Genomic DNA, 20,643 nt, shown 5'->3' with positions numbered 1-20,643 from the left:
GCGAGCCGGACCAACGAGCGCGTCGGCGAACTGTCCAAGGCCGCCGCTCGCATCGGCGACGTGGTCGAGCTGATCAACACCATCGCGGGCCAGACCAATCTCCTGGCGCTGAATGCGACCATCGAGGCCGCGCGCGCCGGCGATGCCGGCCGCGGCTTTGCGGTGGTTGCCTCCGAGGTGAAGGCGCTGGCCGAGCAGACCGCGAAAGCCACCGGTGAGATCGGCCAGCAGATTTCCAACATCCAGGCCGCCACCGAGCAGTCGGTCGGCGCCATCAGGGAAATCAGCGGCACCATCGAGCGGCTGTCGGAGATCTCCTCGACCGTCGCCGCCGCCGTGGAGCAGCAGGGCGCGGCGACGCAGGAGATTTCCCGCAACGTCCAGCAGGCGGCGCACGGCACCCAGCGCGTCTCGACCAATATCGGCGACGTGCAGCGCGGGGCGTCCGAGACCGGTTCGGCCTCCTCGCAGGTGCTGTCGGCGGCGCGCTCGCTGTCGGCGGACAGCAACCGCTTGAAGCAGGAAGTCGCGAACTTCCTGAACTCGGTCCACGCTGCCTGACGTCTCAAAAGCAAAGGTCCACGCGCATGCGCGTGGACCTGAATTCAAAGCGTGGCGCGATCAGGCCACCAATCCCGTGCGCCGCCAAGTGCCCAGCACTTGTTCATCCGAGCAGCAGACGGCGATGTCTCCGTCGGCTTCTCCGTATTCGACACCGGTAAAATACAGCCTCAATTAACAATTGTTCCGCAATGTACGGCGGTGCAGCGCGATTCCTCGGGGGCGTGGTTGCAACGAGTCGCCGTTGCAGCGCGAGAAGGTCGTCCGCTGCTTCTCTTTATCTTCCTGCTTTGGGTGGACAGTGATGCCGAGCTTGCGTTTGGGAATTCGGGGGCGTCTGTACGCCGGATTTTCGGTTCTCGTGGTCCTTGGCCTGGTGATGGCCGCGGTCGCGGTCTGGAATCTGTGGGCAGTCCAGGGCCAGATGACGCGTCTGTCGACCCTCTCGGACAACACGGCCCGCGTCCAGGAAATCTCGATCCAGCTCCAGGCGCTGCGCCGCGCCAATCTCCGCTACATCTATGACGCCAACGAGCCGGCCTTCAAGGAAGCCGCGGAGCGGGAGGTGGCTACGGTGGAGTTGCTGAAGGCCGCAGCCAAGTCGACGATCTCGGACGAGCGCCTCAAGATTTACAACGGCCTGCTCGGGGATCTCGAGAAGATGAAGTCCCTGCGCGAGCGCATGGGCGCCGCCGTCAACGAGACCACCAAGGGCAAAGCCGTTCTGCTCGCCGGCGGCGACCAACTGACCGCCAACACCGGCAAGCTGGTCGACGCCGCGCGTGAAACCGGCGATACCAGCGTGAGCGCTCCCGTCGCCGATCTTGAATCCAAGATCCTGCTAGTTCGTGTCGCAAACTGGCGCTTCCTCGCCGTCCGGGACGCAAAAGGGCCGGCGACCTTCAGGACCAATGTCGATCGGGCGCAGCAAGCGCTCAAGTCACTGGAGGGGGCCGGTCTGCCGGACGAGGTCAAGGCCGCGTTCGGGCCGATCAAGACCTCGCTTTCGGCCTACAAGGCGGCCTTCGAGACGACCTCCGCCGCAATCCTCCAGGCCGATGAAATCTACAGCAACGAGATCTCTCCCCTGATCAACGAAAGCGTCGACAAGCTCAAGGTGGCGGAGACCGGATTGAAGGCCGACTACCAGAAGTCGCGCGCGGCCGCCGACGGCGTCGTTGCCAACACGACCTGGATTCAGGAAGTCGCCGGCGGTCTTGCCGTTCTGTTCGGCGGCCTCGTCGCCTTCCTGATTGCGCGCAGCATCGTCGGTCCGCTGTCCACGATGACCCGGGCTATGGGGCTGCTTGCCGGCGGCGATCTCAAGGTCGAGATCCCAGGCCGCGGCAATCGCGACGAGATCGGCGACATGGCCAAGGCGATCCAAGTGTTCAAGGACAACATGGTCGAGACCGAGCGCCTGCGTCACGAGCAGACCGAGATCGAGGCCCGGCAGGCCGAGAGCCGCAAGCAAGACATGAGAAACCTGGCCAATCAGTTCGAGAGTGCGGTCGGCGAGATCGTTGATACGGTGTCGTCGGCTTCGAACGAGCTCGAGGCCTCTGCCGGCACACTGACCACGACTGCCTCGCGCGCCCAGGATATCTCCACGGAGGTAGCGTCCGCCTCCCAGGAAGCCTCGGCCAATGTTCAGGCCGTCGCCTCCGCGACCGAGCAGCTGTCCTCCTCGGTCTCCGAGATCGCGCGCCAGGTGCAGGAATCCGCCCGCATCGCCAGCGAAGCCGTAGGCCAAGCGAGCCGGACCAACGAGCGCGTCGGCGAACTGTCCAAGGCCGCCGCTCGCATCGGCGACGTGGTCGAGCTGATCAACACCATCGCGGGCCAGACCAATCTCCTGGCGCTGAATGCGACCATCGAGGCCGCGCGCGCCGGCGATGCCGGCCGCGGCTTTGCGGTGGTTGCCTCCGAGGTGAAGGCGCTGGCCGAGCAGACCGCGAAAGCCACCGGTGAGATCGGCCAGCAGATTTCCAACATCCAGGCCGCCACCGAGCAGTCGGTCGGCGCCATCAGGGAAATCAGCGGCACCATCGAGCGGCTGTCGGAGATCTCCTCGACCGTCGCCGCCGCCGTGGAGCAGCAGGGCGCGGCGACGCAGGAGATTTCCCGCAACGTCCAGCAGGCCGCGCACGGCACCCAGCGGGTCTCGACCAATATCGGCGACGTGCAGCGCGGGGCATCGGAGACCGGTTCGGCCTCCTCGCAGGTGCTGTCGGCGGCGCGCTCGCTGTCGGCGGACAGCAACCGGCTGAAGCAGGAAGTCGCGAACTTCCTGAGCTCGGTCCACGCTGCCTGACGTCTCAAAAGCAAAGGTCCACGCGCATGCGCGTGGACCTGAATTCAAAGCGTGGCGCGATCAGGCAACCTTGGTCGTCATGTGCTTGAACATGTTGCTTCGCGCCTCGTCGTCCATCTCGGCCTTGAAGGTGAACTTGTCCTTCAGCGCGATCGCGCGCGCCGCCGCGGGCCGCGCCGAGATCTCGTCCACCAGCCGCTTCACGTTCGGGTAGCGCGCGAAGGCGTCGTCGCCGAGCTTGAACGGCACCATCCGCGCCCAGCCCCACAGCGCCATGTCGACGATCGAATAGCTGTCGCCGACCATGTAGCGACGGCCTGCGAGATGGCCGTCGAGAATCTTGTAGTGGCGATCGGTCTCGTACTGGTAGCGGTTATGGGCGTAGTCGTGGTTCTGGTCCTTCGGCGCGAAATGCTTGAAGTGCACGGCCTGGCCCGAATACGGCCCGACACCGGTGGCGATGAACATCAGCCATGACAGCGTCTCGCCGCGCCCGCTGGCGGCGGGCAGGAACTTGCCGGTCTTCTCGGCGAGATAGAGCAGGATGGCGTTCGAGTCGAAGACAATGGTGCCGCCATCGTCGATCGCCGGCACCTTGCCGTTCGGATTGATCTTGAGGAATTCCGGCGTGAACTGCTCGCCCTTGCGGGTGTCGATCTTCACCGGCTCGAAAGGAAGGCCGGATTCTTCGAGATAGAGCGCGACCTTGGTCGGGTTCGGCGAGCCGTTGAAATAGAATTTGAGCATCACACATCTCCCCAGTGTCTGTTGCCGAGAGCGAACGCGGCGTCATTGCCGCCGGGCCGCCTTCTCTTGCCTGAACCTTGTCTGATAGAGCAACCGGCGAGTTTGCCGGGCGGTATCTGCGCGCCACGCAGATCAGCCGGTGTAACAAAGGCCGATCGCCGCCGTAAGGATCATCGCCGCACCGACCGCCTCCAGGCGCAGCCCGAGCTTTGCTGCGAGATGCATGTCGGAGGCGCGCGCCGCGCGTTCCGATCCGCGCGAATAGCCGTGAACGATGACGTCGTGATTGAAATTGTCGTGGGCCTCGTTGCTGCTGGCGAGGCCGACGCAGACCACGAGCACGCCGAACAGCGCGAGGCCGAAAAACCCGAGCAGGGCGATCAGGAACATCGGAAACATGCCGAGCAGGAAGATCGGCAGCAGCGGCACCAGCAGCAATGTTTCGGACTGTCGTCGCATGGGCCCAACCGGTCAGGACGGGGCTGATCGGGTGAATCTAGTCCTGGCCGTGGCGGCTTTCAACCACCACTACTGTCATTCCGGGGCGCGCCTCTTGGCGCGAGCCCGGAATCCATTGGGCCGCAGGTGCGGTGGTTGGATGGATTCCGGGTTCTCGCGGAGCCTGTCATCGGGCCGCGCTACGCGCGGACCCGGTGGCGAGCCCCGGAATGACGGCGGAGGGAAATTACTCCGCCGCCATGCCCGCGCGGATCTCCGCACGCAGCTCGTCGATCAGCTTGAGGCCCTTCTTGGTCTCGACATGCCAGAAGGTCCAGCCGTTGCAGGCCTGTGCGCCTTGCGCCACGGCACCGATGCGATGGATCGAGCCGACCTTGTCGCCCAGCATGATGGCGCCGTCGGCACGCACCAGCGCGCCGAGCTTCTTCTTGGCGTCGAACAGTTTCGTGCCGGGCATGATCATGCCGCGCTCGATCAGCTCGGCGAACGCGACGCGCGGGGCTTCGCGCGCGGTCATGAACGGAGCGAGACTTTCTTCCGGCAGCGGCTCGACCGCGGCGATGCGCGCTTCGGCCGCCTTGGCATAGGTCTTGTCGCGCTCGAAGCCGACATAGGAGCGGCCGAGGCGCTTGGCGACGGCGCCGGTGGTGCCGGTGCCGTTGAAGGGATCGATCACGAGATCGCCGGGCTTGGAGGAGGACAGCAGCACGCGCGCGAGCAGGCCTTCCGGCTTCTGCGTCGGATGCACTTTCTTGCCGTCGGCGCCCTTGAGACGTTCCTCGCCGGTGCAGAGCGGGATCAGCCAGTCGGAGCGTGCCTGCACGTCCTCGTTGGCGGCCTTCAGCGCCTCGTAGTTGAACGTGTAGCCCTTGGCTTTCTCGTCGCGCGCGGCCCAGATCATCGTTTCGTGCGCATTGGTGAAGCGGCGGCCGCGGAAATTCGGCATCGGGTTGGTCTTGCGCCAGACGATGTCGTTCAGGAGCCAGAAGCCGAGGTCCTGCATGATCGCGCCGACGCGGAAGATGTTGTGATAGGAGCCGATCACCCAGATCGTCGCCGACGGCTTCATCGCGCGGCGGGCGGCAAGCAGCCAGGCGCGGGTGAAATCGTCATAGGCGGAGAATGAATCGAACTTGTCCCAGTCGTCGTCGACGGCGTCGACATGGGATTCGTCGGGGCGCTTGAGATCGCCCTTGAGCTGAAGATTGTAGGGCGGATCTGCGAACACCAGATCGACGCTACCTGCCTGAAGCTTCGACATCTCGGCGACGCAATCGCCGAGGATGATACGATGCGACGGAGACTCAAAGTTTGTGCGGGGCGCCCTTGCAGACGCCCCGCGACGCGACTCTACCATGACTCAAGAACTCTGACTCAGGCGACGCTGTCGGCGACGCGGGACCAAACAACCGACTGACCGTTACATTGAAGCGGCAAAGTAAAAATCGACTTAACCCGCTGCTTTTGTGTGCAGGCCGCGCATCGCGCGTTGCGTGCCGCCCCCTGTTCGCATTCACCGTGTTTTGCAGCGTATTTCGCGTTTCTTCGCGTTGCGGGAGCGACGACGGCGGCAGAAAGACCGCAAATTTCTCTCGGAAAAAATTGCACATCCCTCGGAAAAAATTGCTGGCAGGCGCATGCTGTCGCACTAGGCAATTTTTGCCGAGCACGATATTGATAAAGGCAACGGAAATTTTACGTATGTGGCGCGTTGAGCTTTCGCGCTTCTGCGCCCAAATGATGCCAATCGAGGATTTAAGGGAAAGCCCGCCATGCGCTACGATGATTTCCGCCGCAGCGACGACATCGAGGATCGTCGCGACGAGGGTGGCGGTGGCTTCGGCGGCGGAGGCGGCGGGTTCGGCCTGCCGATGGGCGGCGGCGGGCTCGGCATCGGCACCATCATCGTGCTCGGCCTGATCGGCTATGCCTTCGGCATCGACCCGCGCATCCTGATCGGCGGCGCCGAGATCCTCACCGGCGGCGGCCAGGCGCCGAGCTACCAGACCGATCGCCAGTCGACCTCGGCCAAGCGCGGCGCGCCGACCGACGAGGTGGGCAGCATGATCGCCGGCATCCTCGGCGAGATCGACGATCGCTGGAGCGAGATCTTCCAGGCCAGCGGCCAGAATTATACCGGTCCGAAGGTCGTGCTGTTCCGCAATGCCACCAATGGCGGTCGCTGCGGCATGGCGCAGTCGGCGATGGGCCCGTTCTACTGTCCGCCGGATCGCACCATCTTCCTCGACACCAGCTTCTTCCGCGAGGTCGAGACGCGCTTCCGCGGCTGCTCCGGCAAGTCGGCGTGCAATTTCACCACCGCCTACATCATCGCGCATGAGGCCGGCCATCACATCCAGAACCTGCTCGGCATCATTCCGCGCGTGACGCGGCTGCAGCAGCAGGCCGGCAGCAAGGCCGAGGCCAACGCGCTCCAGGTGAAGGTGGAGTTGCAGGCCGACTGCCTGTCCGGCGTCTGGGTCAACCGCGAGGCGAAGAAGCGTCCGAACTTCCTGGAAGCGGGCGACATCGACGCCGCGCTGACCACGGCGAGCGCCATCGGCGACGACACGCTGCAGCGCCAGTCCACGGGCCGCGTCGTGCCCGACTCCTTCACCCACGGCTCGGCCGCGCAGCGCAAGCAATGGTTCATGACCGGCTACCAGCAGGGCACGGTCCAGGCCTGCAACACCTTCGGCGGCGGGGCGTTGTAGTTCTCGCCACCGTGCCCGGACGCAGCGCAGCGCGTCTTCAGCGGTGCGCTGCAGAGCCGGGGCCCACAATGCCGGTCTCCCAAGCCTCGAAAGTGGGTCCCGGCTCTGCGGTGCGGCGCTGATGCGCCGCACCTTGTCCGCGACACCAGAGACGCACCATGGCCTCGATCGACGAAACAAAACAGTTCATCCCGCTCAACATCGCGGTGCTCACCGTGTCCGACACGCGCGCGCTTGCGGACGACAAGTCCGGCCAGACGCTTGCCGATCGCCTCACCGGCGCGGGCCATCATCTCGCCGCGCGCGAGATCGTGACTGACGATGTCGAGGCGATCCGCGCGGTGATCCGCCGCTGGATCGCAGATGCCGGCGTCGACGTCGTCATCACCACCGGCGGCACCGGTTTTACCGGACGCGACGTCACGCCGGAGGCGATCGAACCGCTGTTCGAGAAGCGCATGGATGGTTTCTCGATCGCGTTCCACATGCTGAGCCACGCCAAGATCGGGACGTCGACGATCCAGAGCCGCGCCACCGCAGGCGTTGCGGGCGCGACCTACATCTTCTGCCTGCCCGGCTCGCCCGGCGCCTGCCGCGACGGCTGGGACGGCATCCTGGCCGCCCAGCTCGACTACCGCACGCGGCCCTGCAATTTCGTCGAGATCATGCCGCGGCTGGATGAGCATCTGCGCCGGCCGAAGGCGCAGGGCGCGACGGTGTAGGCTCTTTCTTCCTTCTCCCCTTGCGGGAGAAGGTGGCGCGAAGCGCCGGATGAGGGGTATCTATCCACGCGCACCGACGTTCGCGGAGACATACCCCTCACCCAAGTGAGCCTCTGTCCACCAGCGGAGACGCCCTCTCCCGCAAGGGGCGAGGGCACAGCAATGCGCATCGCGCAGCTACAGATCCCGCTCCCACGTCTCCCCGACCAGATCCGCACCAAAACTATGGTGCTTCTCCTCCTTGACGAGCTTGAAGCCGGCACTCTTGTAGATGCCGCGCGCGGCAACCAGGATGCTCTGCGTCCACAACGTCATCTTGCTGTAGCCCCTCTCGCGGGCGCCCTGGAGGCATTGCTCGACCAGCGCACGGCCGACACCGAGCCCCCGCGCTTTCTTCTCCACCTGCAGCAGACGGAGCTTGGCGATCTCGTCCGTCGCCTTGACCAGAAAGATCGAGCCGACCGGCTCGCCACCCACTTCCGCGATCCAGCAGTGCTCGCGCGCGGCGTCGTAGTTCCTGATGAACTGGGCGCAGATCTCGGCGACCAGCGCCTCGTAGCTGATGTCCCAATTGTAGTCGGCGGCATAGGCGGCGCCCTGCCGGGAGATGACCCAGCCCATGTCACCGACGCGATGGCTGCGCAGCATGAAGGCTGCGGGCTGGCTTCGGCGTTGCTCCAGCACGGCCTCGATTGTTGCCATGGCCTGCGTGAGCCGCGTTGCATCGTCAGCTGAAAGCCGGGCCAGCAGTGCGGCAACCTCATTCTGCGAGCTCAGGTTCAGCTTGGCGAAGGTCTGGCGGCCCTTGGCGGTGAGGCTGAGCTGATATTGCCTGCGATCTGCGGGCAGGGGCCTTCGCGTGATCAGCCCCTTTTCGTCGAAGCTTTGCACGATGCGGCTGAGATAGCCGGGGTCGAGGCCAAGCTCGTTTCCGATCTCCTTTGCCGCAAGGTCGTCGCGATGCGCGAGTTCATAGAGCACCCGGGCCTCGCTCAGCGAAAACGGAGTTTTTCCAAGGTGCTGGTCGAGCACGCCAAGCTTGCGGGTGTAGAAGCGGTTGAAGGCGCGGACTGCCGCGATGTGGTCGTCTGTGCCGTTGAATGACATGGCTCACCTCAATACTTGCCATTGTCAAATAATTATTTGACTTTGGCAAGTATCCAGGGGCGCCTATCAAGCGGCGTCAGCCGACCATGACGATCCGGCTACGCAGCATGGTCCGGGACGAGCGGCCGAGCCGCCGCAGCAGCCGCGCCTCGGAACGGCGGGCCTGGGGCGGGTAGCCGCCGATCCGGTCGTAATGGTCACGCGCGATCAAAAGGCCCTGATCGCCGAACGGGCCGACCAGCTTCCGAGCCACGGCCCGGAGAACATCGCGGAACCGGGTATCGGCGTAAGGTGTGCGTGCATAGCGGAACACCGCCGCGCGGTCCCGGCCGCTGGTCGCGACGGTCTGGATGAACTGGGTGGTCTCCTCGATCCAGCCGGTTTCCAGCACCGCGCCAGCGGGGAGGAACATCAGCCAGGGCGAACGAGCCTGAAGCGCGCCGGCGGCGAGCGCTGCGCCCTGCGAGGAACCCTCGAAGCCAATGAAACGGCAGCCTGCGACGTCGGCGACGCGCTCGATGACCCCATTGCGGGTGCCGTCGACCAACAGGACTTCCCGGATGATGCCGGCGGCGGCACCGGGCACCAACGCGGCCAGGGTTGCGACCGCCGTCTGCTCGACGCCTTCGGTCGGAATGATGACGCTCAGCATGGTTGAAGCTTCAGTGTCCGCGCTTCGGGAGAAGCTAACTCGTTATGATATTGTCATAAACACGAGGGATTGCCGAGTGCAACTTTTCGGCGGGGTTTCGCTGTTCGATGGTAAACTGCCAGAGCCATCGCATCCAAATATGTCTCCTGCGGGGTGGCAATGTTGCCCAATATTTCGGCGCGAATTCGCAGTGACGGTATTATCCCGGAGTTTCGCTACGATCCTTGCGCAGCGTGCAGGCCACCGCAATCCTGCATGAGGAGGATGCGAGCGGACCGACACCCGGGAACGGGAAAGCCTGCAACCCATGACGCTGACGAGAGCCTCGCATGAACGCTGATCAAGCTGCCGTTAGCGCGCCCCCGACATCGCCGCGGCCGGACGCCGCGCCGACCTTACGAATCCGGGCGCTGATGCTGGGCGACCGCATCAATGCCTCCGGCCTCGAGATCGGCACACTGGTGTCGTCGACGCCGGCCGCCTTTCGCGTCCATGCCGGCCTCGCCGTGATTTTCCGCTACGGCGTCGTGGTGCTGATCGGCCAGCTTCCGTCCGAGGAAAAGGTGCTGATCGACAGCCTCAAGTCCCGCGTGATCGGAGAGCTCAGCCCCTATGAGGAAGAGACCGCGCAGGCGCAGCTCTGCAAGGACGAAAACGCCGAGGCGATCCAGCCGGGCGGCCCGATCTACCTCGCCAAATTCTCCGATGAGCGATTGCTGCTGGTTGCGGACGCGCTCGCCAAGAGCACGTCGCTGGCCCGCGACGAGCGGCGGGTCGCCGCGGTGTTCGACGTCATCGAGCCCTTCGCGCGCGAGCTGGCCGAGCGCGGCCGCACGCCGCGCCGCCGCAAGGGCATTTTGCAGCTGATCGGCAACGCGCTGCTGGTGCAGCAGCGCGTCGCCGGCCGTGTTGCGGTGGCCGAGAAGCCCGACGTGCTCTGGGAGAAGCCCGAGCTCGACCGGCTCTATGCCCGCCTCGAGGACGAGTACGAGCTGAAGGAGCGCCTCGATACGCTCGAGCGCAAGCTCACCGCGGTGTCGGAAACAGCCAACGCGCTAACCGACATCATCGATACCCAGCGCTCGCTGCGGCTCGAAATCGCAGTGGTGGTGCTGATCCTGATCGAGGTCGCGATCGGCTGCATCCAGATCCTGTCGGGGACTCACTGAGCCGCAGCGCGAGGTGTGGAGCGTCCGGCCGGCGATTGCCACGCGGCGATCTCGGCGAGCTCGGCCTCCGGCCGTGTCTCGACGGTCTCGCAGCGCCCGAGATAGAGCTCTCCGGTGTCGCCATCGATCGTGACCCATTCGTCTTCGCAGAGCACGGCGCCCGCAAGCTGCGCCTGCCGCGTGACGGGATCGATCTTCAACTGGCGACAGCCGACCACGCAGGGCTTGCCCATCTGCCGCGCCACCAGGGCCGCATGCGAGGTGCGTGCGCCGACTGCCGTGACGATGCCGGTCGCCACCGCAAAGCCGGCGACGTCGGCGGTGCTGGTATCGGGACGCAGCAGGATGACCGGCTCGCCTGCGGCCGAGAGGCGCCGGGCGCTTTCCGAATCGAAGGCCGCGCGTCCGATCCCGATGCCGCCGGAGGCGCCGATGCCGGTCGTTGCGGGCTTGCCGGGAGCAACCAGTGTGGTCTCGGTGAGAGAAGCAAGGTCGATCTCCGCAATGCGCGCAAGGGCCTCGTCCGTCGCGATCAGGCCTTCATGCACGAGATCGATGGCGATCCGCGCCGCAGCTCGCGGCGTGCGCTTGGCCGCGCGGGTCTGGAGGATCCAGAGCTTGCCGTCCTCGACCGTGAATTCGACGTCCTGCACGTCGGTGAATTCGCGCTCGAGCCGTCTCAGGACCTCGCCAAGCTCGCCCTCGAGCGTCGGCAGTTCGCGCGTGATCGCTTCAGTGGTGTCGGGGGCACGGCGTCCGGAGACGACGTCCTCGCCTTGCGCATCGAGCACCAGGTCGATCATCGGGTGCGGCGCGCCCGTCGAGGGATCGCGTGAGAAGGCGACGCCTGCGCCGGAGGCAAGTCCGCCATTGCCGAAGACCATCGTCTGCACGGTCACGGCGGTGCCTTCGAGCGCCTCGAGATGCTGCAGGCTGCGATAGGCGCGCGCCCGCTCGCTCATCCAGGACCGGTAGACCGCTTCCGCAGCGGCCTCGAGCTGCGCGAAGGCGTCCTCGAGCCAGCCGTCGGCGCGATCCTCGACCAGCGTCTGCTCGTCGCCGGCAAGCCGCTCCAACGCTTCGCTGTCGAGCTCGCGATCGTTGGCGGCGTATTCGGCTGCGACGCGTTCCGAGATGCGCGCGGCGAATGCGGCCGGATCGAGTTCGAGCACGGTCTCGCCAAAACTCTCCAGGAAACGGCGCCGGCAATCCCACGCAAGCCGCGGCCGTCCGGTCGCACGGATCAGGCCATGCACGGCATCGGAGGTGCAGCCGACGTTGAGAACGGTCTCGAGCATGCCCGGCATCGACCGCGCCGCGCCTGAACGCACGGACACCAGAAGCGGCTGCCTGCGGTCGCCGAAGCGCTTTCCGGTCGCGCGCTCCAGGAACGAGATCCCGTCTTTCAGGCCGTCGCGCAGATGCTGCGCGGCGTGGGCACGGCCGGCGATGATGTCGGCGCAGAGCTTGACCGGCAGGACGAAGGCGGGAGGCACCGGCAGTCCAAGCGCGGCCATCCGGGCGAGGTTGGCGGCCTTGGCGCCGATCTCTTCGGCCGGCCGCAGTTCGGTCGCGTCAGCGCCGATACGCACGATATGCATGGGGGCTTCCTCAAGCTGCAAGATCGATCATGATATGACGGCGGAGCAGATGGCCGAACGCTGCGAAGCGATCGGTGGCGCGTTCGATGGCGCGGGCAAGCTCGATCACCGACAGTGATGTTGCGACGTCGAAGCCGCTGCGGAACACCAGCGCGGTCGCCGCGCGCTCGCACGTGTCGGCGGCGTGTTCGGCATCGATCAGCCGCATCACGGCCGAGAGCGCATCCTCGGAATCGGCCCGCCGTCCTTCCGGAACGTCCATTGCAGCGGCAACGCCGCTGGCCGCGACCTCCGTCGCGGTCGCGGCCACCGTGCAGAGCTCGGCCAGCGCCGCCAGCAGCGAGGGATCCGATCGTTCGGGCAGCAGCGAAGCGATGAATGCGGCCTGTTCCAGTTCGTCGACGGCTTCTTCGGCGCGATCGATCAACTGGCCGATCAGCGGGCGGGCATTGAGGCGATCGACCTCCTTGCGGCCTTCGAGTGCAATACGGTCGGCCTTCTGCTCGATCGCGCCGCAGCGTTGCACCAGCAGCGCGCCGTCGGCGGCCTGGCCGGCTCGAAGCGCGGCGAGATGGCGCGCAACCGCGGCGACGAGATCGTGGGCAAGGCCGATCTGCCGCAACACGGCCGCGAGCAGGGTGCCGTCAACGCGATCAAGGTGACGCATCAGATCGGCTTCGATCTGGTCGCGGACGGTCCTGACCGAGCGGCCTGCCAGCAGCGCCTCGGTCGAAGCGCGCAGCGAGGCCTTGAGGAAGTCGATCGCGGCAGTGCGGCCCAGCGCCTGGTCGAGCCTTTCGCCGAAGCCGATCCGCGACGGGGCGGCGTTCCTGACCGCGGAGCCCAACAGCTCGTTGCCACCGAGCTCGAGAAGGCCACGGTGACCGATCCGCTGGCGCGCCGCCCATTCCAGGATGCGTGCCGCATCGTCCTTGGCGACCCAGGTCCTGAGCAGCTTGCGGGCCTTGTTCCAGTCGATCAGGAAGACCAGCGCGGCGCCGGCGGCCGCGAGGAATTCGTTGCGATCAGCGGCGTTGCCGGCCTCGTACTGGCCGGTGACGAGATAGAACGAATTGTCTTCGCCGAGACCTGCGGCGGTGTGCCGATCAAGGCCGCTCCAGGTCGCGTCGAACTTGTCGAACAGCGAGATGAAGAATTTCGCCCGCGCCAGGTGCACGTCGGTATAGGTGACGGTGACCGCGTTCTTCTTCACCGCGATGACGACGACATGGGCGTCGGTGGTGCCGATGTCGTTCTGGATCAGCAGGCGGCCGGCGGCGCGCATCGCCATGGTGTCGAGGCCGGGATGACTGAACTTGAGACCCCGCGTGGCGTTCAGGCCTTTCATGAAGGCTGCAACCGCCGCCCGGTCTTCGCCGTGCAGGCCGAAGACTTGGGCGCCGTCGAGGGCCTCCTCCGCGCAGCTTACGGCAAGCCTGTTGAGCTGCTTGTGCAGATCCATCACGAGGCGATGCAGGCTGTCGCCGGCGGTTTCGGTGACGCCGGTCAGGCGCGCGATGCGGGACATCTCGATCTCGCCGGTGGCATCGAGCAGGCCGGCCGCGCGGATCGCCTCAAACCGTGCCTGCGCTTTGGAGCCTTCACTCGCCGCGCCGGCGCCGACGGCGCGGATCATGGTTGCTGCGTCGTCCTGGATGTTCTGCATCAACTCGGCAAGACCGGGCGCCGCGAGCCGGTTCTGCCCGATCAGATGGGCGCCGCCGATCAGCGCCGCGATTCCAGCTGCGGCTATGCCGGCCGTCTGACTCTCGACGCCGAGGTCGCTCGCGGGCCGGCCCGGCTCCTGCGCGTGGTGGGCCGCGGCCTGCAGCGCGCTCATCCGCACCTTGATGCGATCGTTGGCGGCGAGCCCTTCCGCCACCAGGGCGGGCAACAGGATGTCGCCTTGTCCGAGCTCTTCGATGATCTGGGTTTTCATGATCTGTCCGCACGAGGATTGATGCCGTCTCTATGCCGCGAAGCCGCGGCGGCGGCATTGCGCCAGATCATTCATAAAATCGTCATGCAGCGTGTGGTTCGCGCAGCAGCGCCGCGCAATGGCGCGCGATGGTCATCTCTTCGTCGGTCGGAATGACGAACGTCTCGACTGCGCTGTCGCTGCCGCTGATCCGCTCGCGTGCTTCGGCATTCGCCGATGCATCGATACGCACGCCGAGCCACGCCAGACGCTCGCCGATCGCGCTGCGGATCTCCTTCGCATGCTCGCCGATGCCGCCGGTGAAGACGAGGCAGTCCAGCCCTTCCAGCGCGGTCGCCATCACCGCGATCTCCTGCGCCGCGCGAAAGACGAAGAGATCGACCGCCTCGCGCGCCGCAGTCTCCCGGCTCACGAGCAGCGTGCGCATGTCGGCGGAGAGGCCGGAGACGCCGAGCAGGCCCGACTGGTGATAGAGCAGGTGCTGAACTTCCTCGACCGACATTTTCTCGTGCTGTTGCAGATAGAGCAGCACGCCGGGATCGATGGTGCCGCAGCGCGTGCCCATCACGAGGCCATCGAGCGGCGTCAGTCCCATCGTGGTGTCCACGCTGCGACCATCGCGAAGAGCACACAGGCTTGCCCCGTTACCGAGATGCGCGATGACGGTGCGTTTGGCCGCAAGCTCCGGCGCGATCTTGGCAAGGCGGCGCGCGACATATTCGAACGAGAGGCCGTGAAAGCCGTAGCGCCGGATGCCACGCGTCTCGAAGCGCCTCGGAATGGCGAAACGGCTCGCCGGTGGTGCGAGGCCGTGATGGAAGGCGGTGTCGAAGCAGGCGATCTGCGTCAGCGCCGGCCGGATCGCCGCGATGGTGCGGATCGGCGCGAGACATCGCGGCTGATGCAGCGGTGCCAGTGGCGTCAGCGCCTCCAGCTTTGCCATGACATCATCGGTCAGTGCGACCGGGCCTGAGTAGTTCGGCCCGCCATGAACGATGCGATGGCCGACCGCGCGCAAGCTGCCCTGGCCGAACCGGTCCTCGATGAAGGCGAGCACCTCGGCGAACAGATGACCGCCGTCGGCATCCGATGCGTCTGTCCGCGTCTCGAACAGGTCCTCGCCCGCAGCGCTCTTCACGACAAGCCGGGGTTTTGCCTCGTGCTCGTCGAGCTGGCCCTTGCACAGCAGGATGGGGTCGGAAGCCGCAATCTCGAACAGGCCAAATTTGATGCTCGACGATCCCGAATTGAGGACGAGAACCGCGTCGGCCGGCATCGGCTTAGCCCGTCTTGCCCGGCCAGGCCCAGTCGCGGACGTCAGGCATGTCCTCGCCGTGCTCGCGCACATAACGCGAATGCTCGATCAGCTTGTCGCGGAACTGCTGCTTCACCTGCGCGGCCCTGGTCGCCAGACCCGGAACCCGTTCGATCGCCTCGATCGCGAGGTGATAGCGGTCGAGCTTGTTGAGAACGACCATGTCGAACGGCGTCGTCGTGGTGCCTTCCTCGGCAAAGCCGCGCACATGCAGGCCGGCATGGTTGGTGCGGTTGTAGGTCAGCCGGTGGATCAGGTAGGGATAGCCGTGATAGGCGAAGATGACGGGCTTGTCGCGCGTGAACAGGCTGTCGAAGTCGCGGTCGGACAGGCCGTGCGGATGCTGATCCCTCGGCTGCAGCGTCATGAGGTCGACGACGTTGACGACGCGGATCTTCAGATCCGGCAGTGCCTTGCGCAGGAGATCGACAGCGGCGAGCGTCTCCAGCGTCGGGACGTCGCCGGCACAGGCCATCACCACGTCAGGCTCGTCGCCGGCATCTTCCGTGCCAGCCCAGGTCCAGATGCCGATGCCGGCATCGCAATGCGTCGCGGCCTCCTGCATCGACAGCCATTGCGGCGCCGGCTGCTTGCCGGCGACGATGACGTTGATGCGGTTGTAGGTGCGCAGGCAATGGTCGGCGATCCACAGCAGCGTGTTGGCATCCGGCGGGAAGTAGATGCGGACGATGTCGGCCTTCTTGTTGGCGACGAGATCGACGAAGCCGGGATCCTGGTGGCTGAAGCCGTTGTGGTCCTGGCGCCAGACATGCGAGGTCAGCAGGTAGTTCAGCGAGGCGATCGGCCGCCGCCACGTCAGATGCCGCGTCACCTTCAGCCATTTGGCGTGCTGGTTGAACATGGAATCGACGATGTGGATGAAGGCCTCGTAGCAGGAGAAGAAGCCGTGGCGTCCTGTCAGCAGGTAGCCTTCGAGCCAGCCCTGGCAGAGATGCTCGCTCAGCACCTCCATCACGCGGCCGTCCTGCGCGAGATGCACGTCGTAAGGTTCGGTCGGCTCCATCCACACCCGCTCGGTCGCCTCGAACACCGCATCCAGCCGGTTTGACGCGGTCTCGTCCGGGCCCATGATGCGGAAGTTGCGCTCCTCGGCGTTGAGGCGAATGACGTCGCGCAGGAATTTGCCGAGCTCGCGCGTCGCTTCGCCGACGACGCCGCCAGGCTGCGGCACGTCCACGGCAAAGCTGCGGAAGTCCGGCAGCTTCAGCTCCTTCTTGAGGAGACCGCCATTGGCATGCGGATTGGCGCCCATGCGCCTGCTGCCTTCGGGCGCCAGCGCCTGAAGCTCGGGGACGAGCGCGCCATTCGCGTCGAACAGTTTTTCCGGCTCGTAGCTGCGCATCCAGTCTTCGAGGATCTTCAGATGCGCCGGATTCTCGCGGCAGCTCGCAACCGGCACCTGATGCGCGCGCCAGAAATCTTCGACCTTCTTGCCGTCGACCTCCTTCGGGCCGGTCCAGCCCTTCGGGCTGCGCAGCACGATCATCGGCCAGCGCGGCCGCTCGACGCTCTTGCGTCCGTCGCGGGCGTGTTGCTGGATCGAGCGGATGCTGGCGAACGCGACGTCGAGCGCGTCCGCCATGGTCTGGTGCATCAATTTGGGATCGTCACCCTCGACGAACAGCGGCTCGTGGCCGAAGCCGCGGAACAGGTCGCGGATCTCGCTGTCGGGCATCCGCCCGAGCACGGTCGGGCCCGCGATCTTGTAGCCGTTGAGATGCAGGATCGGCAGCACCGCGCCGTCATGGGCCGGGCTCAGGAACTTGTTGGAGTGCCAGGACGCCGCGAGCGGGCCGGTCTCGGCTTCACCGTCGCCGACGACGCAGGCGACGGTCAGATCGGGGTTGTCGAACGCCGCGCCATAGGCATGCACCAGCGCGTAGCCGAGCTCGCCGCCCTCATGGATCGAGCCGGGGGTCTCAGGCGCCGCGTGGCTCGGAATGCCGCCGGGAAAGGAGAACTGCCTGAACAGCTTGCGCAATCCGTCCGCATTGCGCGCGATATCAGGATAGATCTCGCTGTAGCTGCCTTCGAGATAGGTGTTGGCGACCATGCCCGGCCCGCCATGGCCGGGGCCGCAGACATAGAGCACGTTGAGATCCAGCGCGCGGATGACGCGGTTGAGATGAGCGTAGATGAAGTTCAAGCCGGGCGTCGTGCCCCAATGTCCGAGCAGACGCGGCTTGATGTGCTCGGGCCGCAACGGCTCGCGCAGCAGCGGGTTGTCGAGCAGGTAGATTTGCCCGACCGAGAGGTAGTTGGCGGCGCGCCAGTAGCGATCGAGGAGATCGAGGTCACCGCTCGCGGCGGCCGTTTTTTGTTGGATTGTCATGTTCCTGCCGACCTTCACACAGCGATCGTCACCAACCCGGTTCCGGCGTGATCGATCCGTCGGTCATGAAACGGGATGGTCGTGACGCCGGTGTTGCGAGAGGTCAAAGGCGGGCGCGCGAAGTTTGGGCAGCTCTACTGTGCATGGGGTTGTTTTCACGTTTTTTGTTTGTGTTCTTGATTTGTTCCTTTGGCGTGCTATCTTGGCTTCATGAGTCCAGCATCCTCTCATGCTCTCAAGCACCCGCCGGTCACGGCGCCCTCCGAGCCGGCGGGTGCGGACTCTGATTTTCCTGAACTGGCGGTCGCCATCGACCGCCAGCGCAGGCGAGGTCGGGGTGCGCAGTCCAATGCCAGCGGCCGCTATGAGGCCGAGGCGCGCGTCGCCTTCGACGACGGCTGGCAGAGCCTTGATGATTTGCCGCCGTTCAAGACGACGGTGGCGGTCGACACCTCGCGCAAGGTGATCACCCGCAACGACTCCCCCGACATCGGCTTCGACCGCTCCATCAATCCCTATCGCGGCTGCGAGCATGGCTGTGTCTATTGCTTCGCACGGCCGACCCACGCCTATCTCGGCCTGTCGCCGGGGCTCGACTTCGAGTCAAAACTGTTCGTGAAGCCCGAGGCGCCTTCGCTGCTGGAGAAGGAGCTCGCCGCCCCCGGCTACGAGCCGCGGATGATCGCGATCGGCACCAACACCGATCCCTACCAGCCGATCGAGCGCGAGCGCAAAATCATGCGCGGCATTTTGGAGGTGCTGGAGCGCACCGGGCATCCCGTCGGCATCGTCACCAAATCGGCGCTGGTCGTGCGCGACATCGACATTCTTCAGCGCATGGCCAAGCGCAACCTCGCCAAGGTCGCGATATCAGTCACCTCGCTGGATCCGAAGCTGGCGCGGACCATGGAGCCGCGCGCCTCGACGCCGCCAAAGCGGCTGGAAGCGCTGAAGCAGCTGTCGGAGGCCGGCATTCCCACCACCGTGATGGTCGCGCCAGTGATCCCCGCGCTGAACGATGCCGAGATCGAGCGCATTCTCGACGCCGCCGCCCATGCCGGTGTCAAGGAAGCCTCCTATGTGCTGCTGCGGCTGCCGCTGGAGGTGCGCGATCTCTTCCGCGAATGGCTGATGGCAAATTACCCGGACCGCTACCGCCACGTCTTCACGCTGATCCGCGACATGCGCGGCGGCCGCGACTACGACGCGAAATGGGGCGAGCGGATGAAGGGCACCGGACCGATGGCCTGGACCATCGGCCGCCGCTTCGAGATCGCCTGCGACAGGCTCGGGCTCAACAAGCGTCGCTCCAAGCTGACCACGGATCACTTTGCGCGGCCGAAGCGGAACGGCGAGCAGCTCAGCCTGTTCTGACCCGGCAAGTTCTGATCGGGAAAGTGGAAGAGGCGTAGCATGAGCAAGGAAGTTCCGGCCCCGGTGCCGCGGCTCACCGTCATCACGCTGGGTGTCACCGACATCCGCGCCAGCATCGCCTTCTACGACGCGCTCGGCTTCTCGCGCCGGCTGAAGGCGACCGGCGAAGCCGTCGCGTTCTACGACACCGGCGGTCCGGTGCTCGCGCTGTTTCCCTGGGATCAGCTCGCGGCGGACGCGACCTTGCCGGACCAGCCGAGACCAACGACCTTCCGCGGCGTCACGCTCGCCTGGAACTGCCGCACGCGTGAGGAGGTCGATGCGGTGCTGGCTTTCGCCGTCAGCAAGGGGGCTAGGCTGCTGAAGGCTGCGTGCGAGACCGATTACGGCGGCTATTGCGGTTATTTTGCCGATCCCGACGGCCATGTCTGGGAGGCCGTGGTGGCGCCCGGCATCGAGGTCGGCGAGGACCGGCGGGTGCATCTGGCGGAGTAGGGGCGGCAAACCTGGGATCAAGCCTGAATAACGGGAATTATCCGGGGTTCCCGGTTGCGCCGGCTGGGTTGCTTGCGCACGATCCCGGCCATGATTCGGGACAAGTCCGCCAGGAAGCCGGCCAAAGGTGCGCCAAAACAGGATGCTGCGAAGCAGGCAGCGCCTGCCAAGGCAGCCAGGCTTGCCGACGTCAAAGCTCCCGCCGGCAAGAAAGGCATCATCGCGATTGCGCCGCCGAGCTTCCGCCGTGAGCGCGCGCTGATCAAGCGCGGCGTCTGGCCGATCGCCGGCTGCGACGAGGCCGGCCGCGGTCCGCTGGCCGGTCCCGTGGTAGCAGCCGCCGTGATTCTCGACCCCGACCGCATTCCGCGCGGCATCGATGATTCCAAGCGCCTGACCGCCGAGGAGCGCGAACGACTGTTCGACAAGATCTGCGCCACTGCGCAGGTTTCGGTCGCCGTCGCCTCGACCGCGCGAATCGACCGCGACAACATCCTGCGCGCCTCGCTGTGGGCGCTGAAGCGCGCCGTGATGGCATTGCCGCAGCTGCCGCAGCATGTTTTCGTCGACGGCCGCGACCGCCTCGACACGGCTTGCGACTGCGAGGCCGTGATCGGCGGCGACGGCATCGTGCTGTCGATCGCGGCGGCCTCGATCGTCGCCAAGGTGACGCGCGACCGGCTGATGTGCGCGCTGGCGCAGGACTGTCCGGGCTATGGTTTCGAGCAGCACAAGGGCTACGCGGTCCCCGAGCACCTCGACGCGCTCGACCGCCTCGGCCCCACCGTCCATCACCGCAGCTTCTTCGCCCCCGTCGCCGCGGCCCGCGCCAAGCACATGCCCTGGACCGTCGAGCCGGTGCAGGACCTGTTCTCGGTCACCGAGGCGGAGGTGCAGGTGGAAGCTCAGATCGAGATCGACGCTGCAACTGGGCTCTAGCATTCCTCTTCGTTGCGGCCTTCTTCGCCTCTCCCCGCTTGCGGGGAGAGGCCGGAATGCAACGCAGATGCATTCCGGGTGAGGGGGACTCTCCGCGACTCCAGCTCTAACCGTGATTGCGGATGCAGCCCCTCACCCCAACCCTCTCCCCGTAAGAACGGGGAGAGGGAGAAAAGGCACCG

At 65.8% G+C, this 20,643-nt stretch carries 17 protein-coding genes; 8 read left to right on the top strand and 9 right to left on the bottom strand.

Annotated features, from left to right (window positions below; genetic code table 11):
* Both JQ592_RS35535 and JQ592_RS35530 read left to right on the top strand, forming a co-directional pair.
* Positions 1–561 (top strand): methyl-accepting chemotaxis protein (locus JQ592_RS35535; RefSeq protein ID WP_246820946.1); only part of this gene is annotated, 561 nt, incomplete at its 5' end.
* A gap of 304 nt (positions 562–865) precedes the next feature.
* Positions 866–2,875 (top strand): HAMP domain-containing methyl-accepting chemotaxis protein, encoded by a 2,010-nt coding sequence (locus JQ592_RS35530; protein WP_211407362.1) that lies wholly within the window; start codon positions 866–868, stop codon positions 2,873–2,875.
* Positions 2,876–2,935: 60 nt separating this feature from the next.
* Here JQ592_RS35530 and JQ592_RS35525 read toward each other — a convergent pair whose 3' ends face one another.
* From JQ592_RS35525 to JQ592_RS35515, 3 genes are all read right to left on the bottom strand, one after another.
* Entirely contained in the window at positions 2,936–3,622 is a 687-nt protein-coding gene (locus tag JQ592_RS35525) for a glutathione S-transferase family protein (protein WP_211407361.1), read from the bottom strand.
* A 132-nt stretch (positions 3,623–3,754) separates the two neighbouring features.
* Positions 3,755–4,081 (bottom strand): hypothetical protein, encoded by a 327-nt coding sequence (locus JQ592_RS35520; RefSeq protein ID WP_211407360.1) that lies wholly within the window; start codon positions 4,079–4,081, stop codon positions 3,755–3,757.
* A gap of 226 nt (positions 4,082–4,307) precedes the next feature.
* On the bottom strand, positions 4,308–5,438 hold the full coding sequence (locus JQ592_RS35515) for a site-specific DNA-methyltransferase (RefSeq protein WP_283816230.1): 1,131 nt from the start codon (positions 5,436–5,438) through the stop codon (positions 4,308–4,310).
* Between the two features lie 415 nt (positions 5,439–5,853).
* Between JQ592_RS35515 and ypfJ the strand changes: the two genes are divergently transcribed.
* Both ypfJ and moaB read left to right on the top strand, forming a co-directional pair.
* A complete protein-coding gene (gene ypfJ, locus JQ592_RS35510) occupies positions 5,854–6,795 on the top strand; it encodes a KPN_02809 family neutral zinc metallopeptidase (protein ID WP_211407358.1) in 942 nt (313 codons plus the stop codon).
* A gap of 158 nt (positions 6,796–6,953) precedes the next feature.
* Entirely contained in the window at positions 6,954–7,517 is a 564-nt protein-coding gene (moaB, locus tag JQ592_RS35505) for a molybdenum cofactor biosynthesis protein B (protein ID WP_211407357.1), read from the top strand.
* A gap of 177 nt (positions 7,518–7,694) precedes the next feature.
* Here moaB and JQ592_RS35500 read toward each other — a convergent pair whose 3' ends face one another.
* Positions 7,695–8,624, bottom strand: coding sequence for a bifunctional helix-turn-helix transcriptional regulator/GNAT family N-acetyltransferase (locus tag JQ592_RS35500; RefSeq protein ID WP_211407356.1), 930 nt, complete (start codon positions 8,622–8,624; stop codon positions 7,695–7,697).
* 76 nt (positions 8,625–8,700) lie between these two features.
* Positions 8,701–9,276 (bottom strand): glycosyl transferase, encoded by a 576-nt coding sequence (locus tag JQ592_RS35495; RefSeq protein WP_211407355.1) that lies wholly within the window; start codon positions 9,274–9,276, stop codon positions 8,701–8,703.
* A 329-nt stretch (positions 9,277–9,605) separates the two neighbouring features.
* Between JQ592_RS35495 and JQ592_RS35490 the strand changes: the two genes are divergently transcribed.
* Complete coding sequence (locus JQ592_RS35490) at positions 9,606–10,445, top strand: RMD1 family protein (RefSeq protein WP_211407354.1); 840 nt, start codon at positions 9,606–9,608, stop codon at positions 10,443–10,445.
* Here JQ592_RS35490 and JQ592_RS35485 read toward each other — a convergent pair.
* The 4 genes from JQ592_RS35485 to JQ592_RS35470 all read right to left on the bottom strand — a co-directional run bounded on the left by JQ592_RS35485 (position 10,439) and on the right by JQ592_RS35470 (position 17,653).
* A complete protein-coding gene (locus JQ592_RS35485; protein WP_211407353.1) occupies positions 10,439–12,046 on the bottom strand; it encodes a PEP/pyruvate-binding domain-containing protein in 1,608 nt (535 codons plus the stop codon). The genes JQ592_RS35490 and JQ592_RS35485 overlap by 7 nt on opposite strands.
* Before the next feature lie 10 nt (positions 12,047–12,056).
* Positions 12,057–13,985, bottom strand: a complete 1,929-nt coding sequence (locus tag JQ592_RS35480) for a hypothetical protein (protein ID WP_211407352.1) — start codon at positions 13,983–13,985, stop codon at positions 12,057–12,059.
* Between the two features lie 82 nt (positions 13,986–14,067).
* The gene (locus JQ592_RS35475) at positions 14,068–15,261 is read right to left on the bottom strand and encodes an acetate/propionate family kinase (RefSeq protein WP_211407351.1); all 1,194 of its coding nucleotides are present in this window, start codon (positions 15,259–15,261) and stop codon (positions 14,068–14,070) included.
* A gap of 4 nt (positions 15,262–15,265) precedes the next feature.
* Entirely contained in the window at positions 15,266–17,653 is a 2,388-nt protein-coding gene (locus tag JQ592_RS35470) for a phosphoketolase family protein (RefSeq protein ID WP_211407350.1), read from the bottom strand.
* Positions 17,654–17,863: 210 nt separating this feature from the next.
* Between JQ592_RS35470 and JQ592_RS35465 the strand changes: the two genes are divergently transcribed.
* From JQ592_RS35465 to JQ592_RS35455, 3 genes are all read left to right on the top strand, one after another.
* The gene (locus JQ592_RS35465) at positions 17,864–19,027 is read left to right on the top strand and encodes a PA0069 family radical SAM protein (protein WP_211407349.1); all 1,164 of its coding nucleotides are present in this window, start codon (positions 17,864–17,866) and stop codon (positions 19,025–19,027) included.
* Positions 19,028–19,066: 39 nt separating this feature from the next.
* On the top strand, positions 19,067–19,522 hold the full coding sequence (locus tag JQ592_RS35460) for a VOC family protein (protein ID WP_211407348.1): 456 nt from the start codon (positions 19,067–19,069) through the stop codon (positions 19,520–19,522).
* 90 nt (positions 19,523–19,612) lie between these two features.
* Positions 19,613–20,461, top strand: coding sequence for a ribonuclease HII (locus JQ592_RS35455; protein ID WP_211407347.1), 849 nt, complete (start codon positions 19,613–19,615; stop codon positions 20,459–20,461).
* Positions 20,462–20,643: the final 182 nt, after the last annotated feature.

Origin of the sequence: Bradyrhizobium iriomotense, assembly GCF_018129405.1 — a bacterium.
Taxonomy (GTDB): domain Bacteria; phylum Pseudomonadota; class Alphaproteobacteria; order Rhizobiales; family Xanthobacteraceae; genus Bradyrhizobium; species Bradyrhizobium iriomotense_B.
The sequence above is the reverse complement of the archived record's forward strand: the minus strand, read 5'-3'. Positions and strand labels throughout refer to the sequence as shown.

Excerpts from the sequence above, each read along its gene's own strand:
- JQ592_RS35530 (WP_211407362.1), top strand. The coding sequence starts at position 866 with ATGCCGAGCTTGCGTTTGGGAATTCGGGGGCGTCTGTACGCCGGATTT.
- JQ592_RS35525 (WP_211407361.1), bottom strand. The coding sequence starts at position 3,622 with ATGCTCAAATTCTATTTCAACGGCTCGCCGAACCCGACCAAGGTCGCG.
- JQ592_RS35520 (WP_211407360.1), bottom strand. The coding sequence starts at position 4,081 with ATGCGACGACAGTCCGAAACATTGCTGCTGGTGCCGCTGCTGCCGATC.
- JQ592_RS35515 (WP_283816230.1), bottom strand. The coding sequence starts at position 5,438 with ATGGTAGAGTCGCGTCGCGGGGCGTCTGCAAGGGCGCCCCGCACAAAC.
- ypfJ (WP_211407358.1), top strand. The coding sequence starts at position 5,854 with ATGCGCTACGATGATTTCCGCCGCAGCGACGACATCGAGGATCGTCGC.
- moaB (WP_211407357.1), top strand. The coding sequence starts at position 6,954 with ATGGCCTCGATCGACGAAACAAAACAGTTCATCCCGCTCAACATCGCG.
- JQ592_RS35500 (WP_211407356.1), bottom strand. The coding sequence starts at position 8,624 with ATGTCATTCAACGGCACAGACGACCACATCGCGGCAGTCCGCGCCTTC.
- JQ592_RS35495 (WP_211407355.1), bottom strand. The coding sequence starts at position 9,276 with ATGCTGAGCGTCATCATTCCGACCGAAGGCGTCGAGCAGACGGCGGTC.
- JQ592_RS35490 (WP_211407354.1), top strand. The coding sequence starts at position 9,606 with ATGAACGCTGATCAAGCTGCCGTTAGCGCGCCCCCGACATCGCCGCGG.
- JQ592_RS35485 (WP_211407353.1), bottom strand. The coding sequence starts at position 12,046 with ATGCATATCGTGCGTATCGGCGCTGACGCGACCGAACTGCGGCCGGCC.
- JQ592_RS35480 (WP_211407352.1), bottom strand. The coding sequence starts at position 13,985 with ATGAAAACCCAGATCATCGAAGAGCTCGGACAAGGCGACATCCTGTTG.
- JQ592_RS35475 (WP_211407351.1), bottom strand. The coding sequence starts at position 15,261 with ATGCCGGCCGACGCGGTTCTCGTCCTCAATTCGGGATCGTCGAGCATC.
- JQ592_RS35470 (WP_211407350.1), bottom strand. The coding sequence starts at position 17,653 with ATGACAATCCAACAAAAAACGGCCGCCGCGAGCGGTGACCTCGATCTC.
- JQ592_RS35465 (WP_211407349.1), top strand. The coding sequence starts at position 17,864 with ATGAGTCCAGCATCCTCTCATGCTCTCAAGCACCCGCCGGTCACGGCG.
- JQ592_RS35460 (WP_211407348.1), top strand. The coding sequence starts at position 19,067 with ATGAGCAAGGAAGTTCCGGCCCCGGTGCCGCGGCTCACCGTCATCACG.
- JQ592_RS35455 (WP_211407347.1), top strand. The coding sequence starts at position 19,613 with ATGATTCGGGACAAGTCCGCCAGGAAGCCGGCCAAAGGTGCGCCAAAA.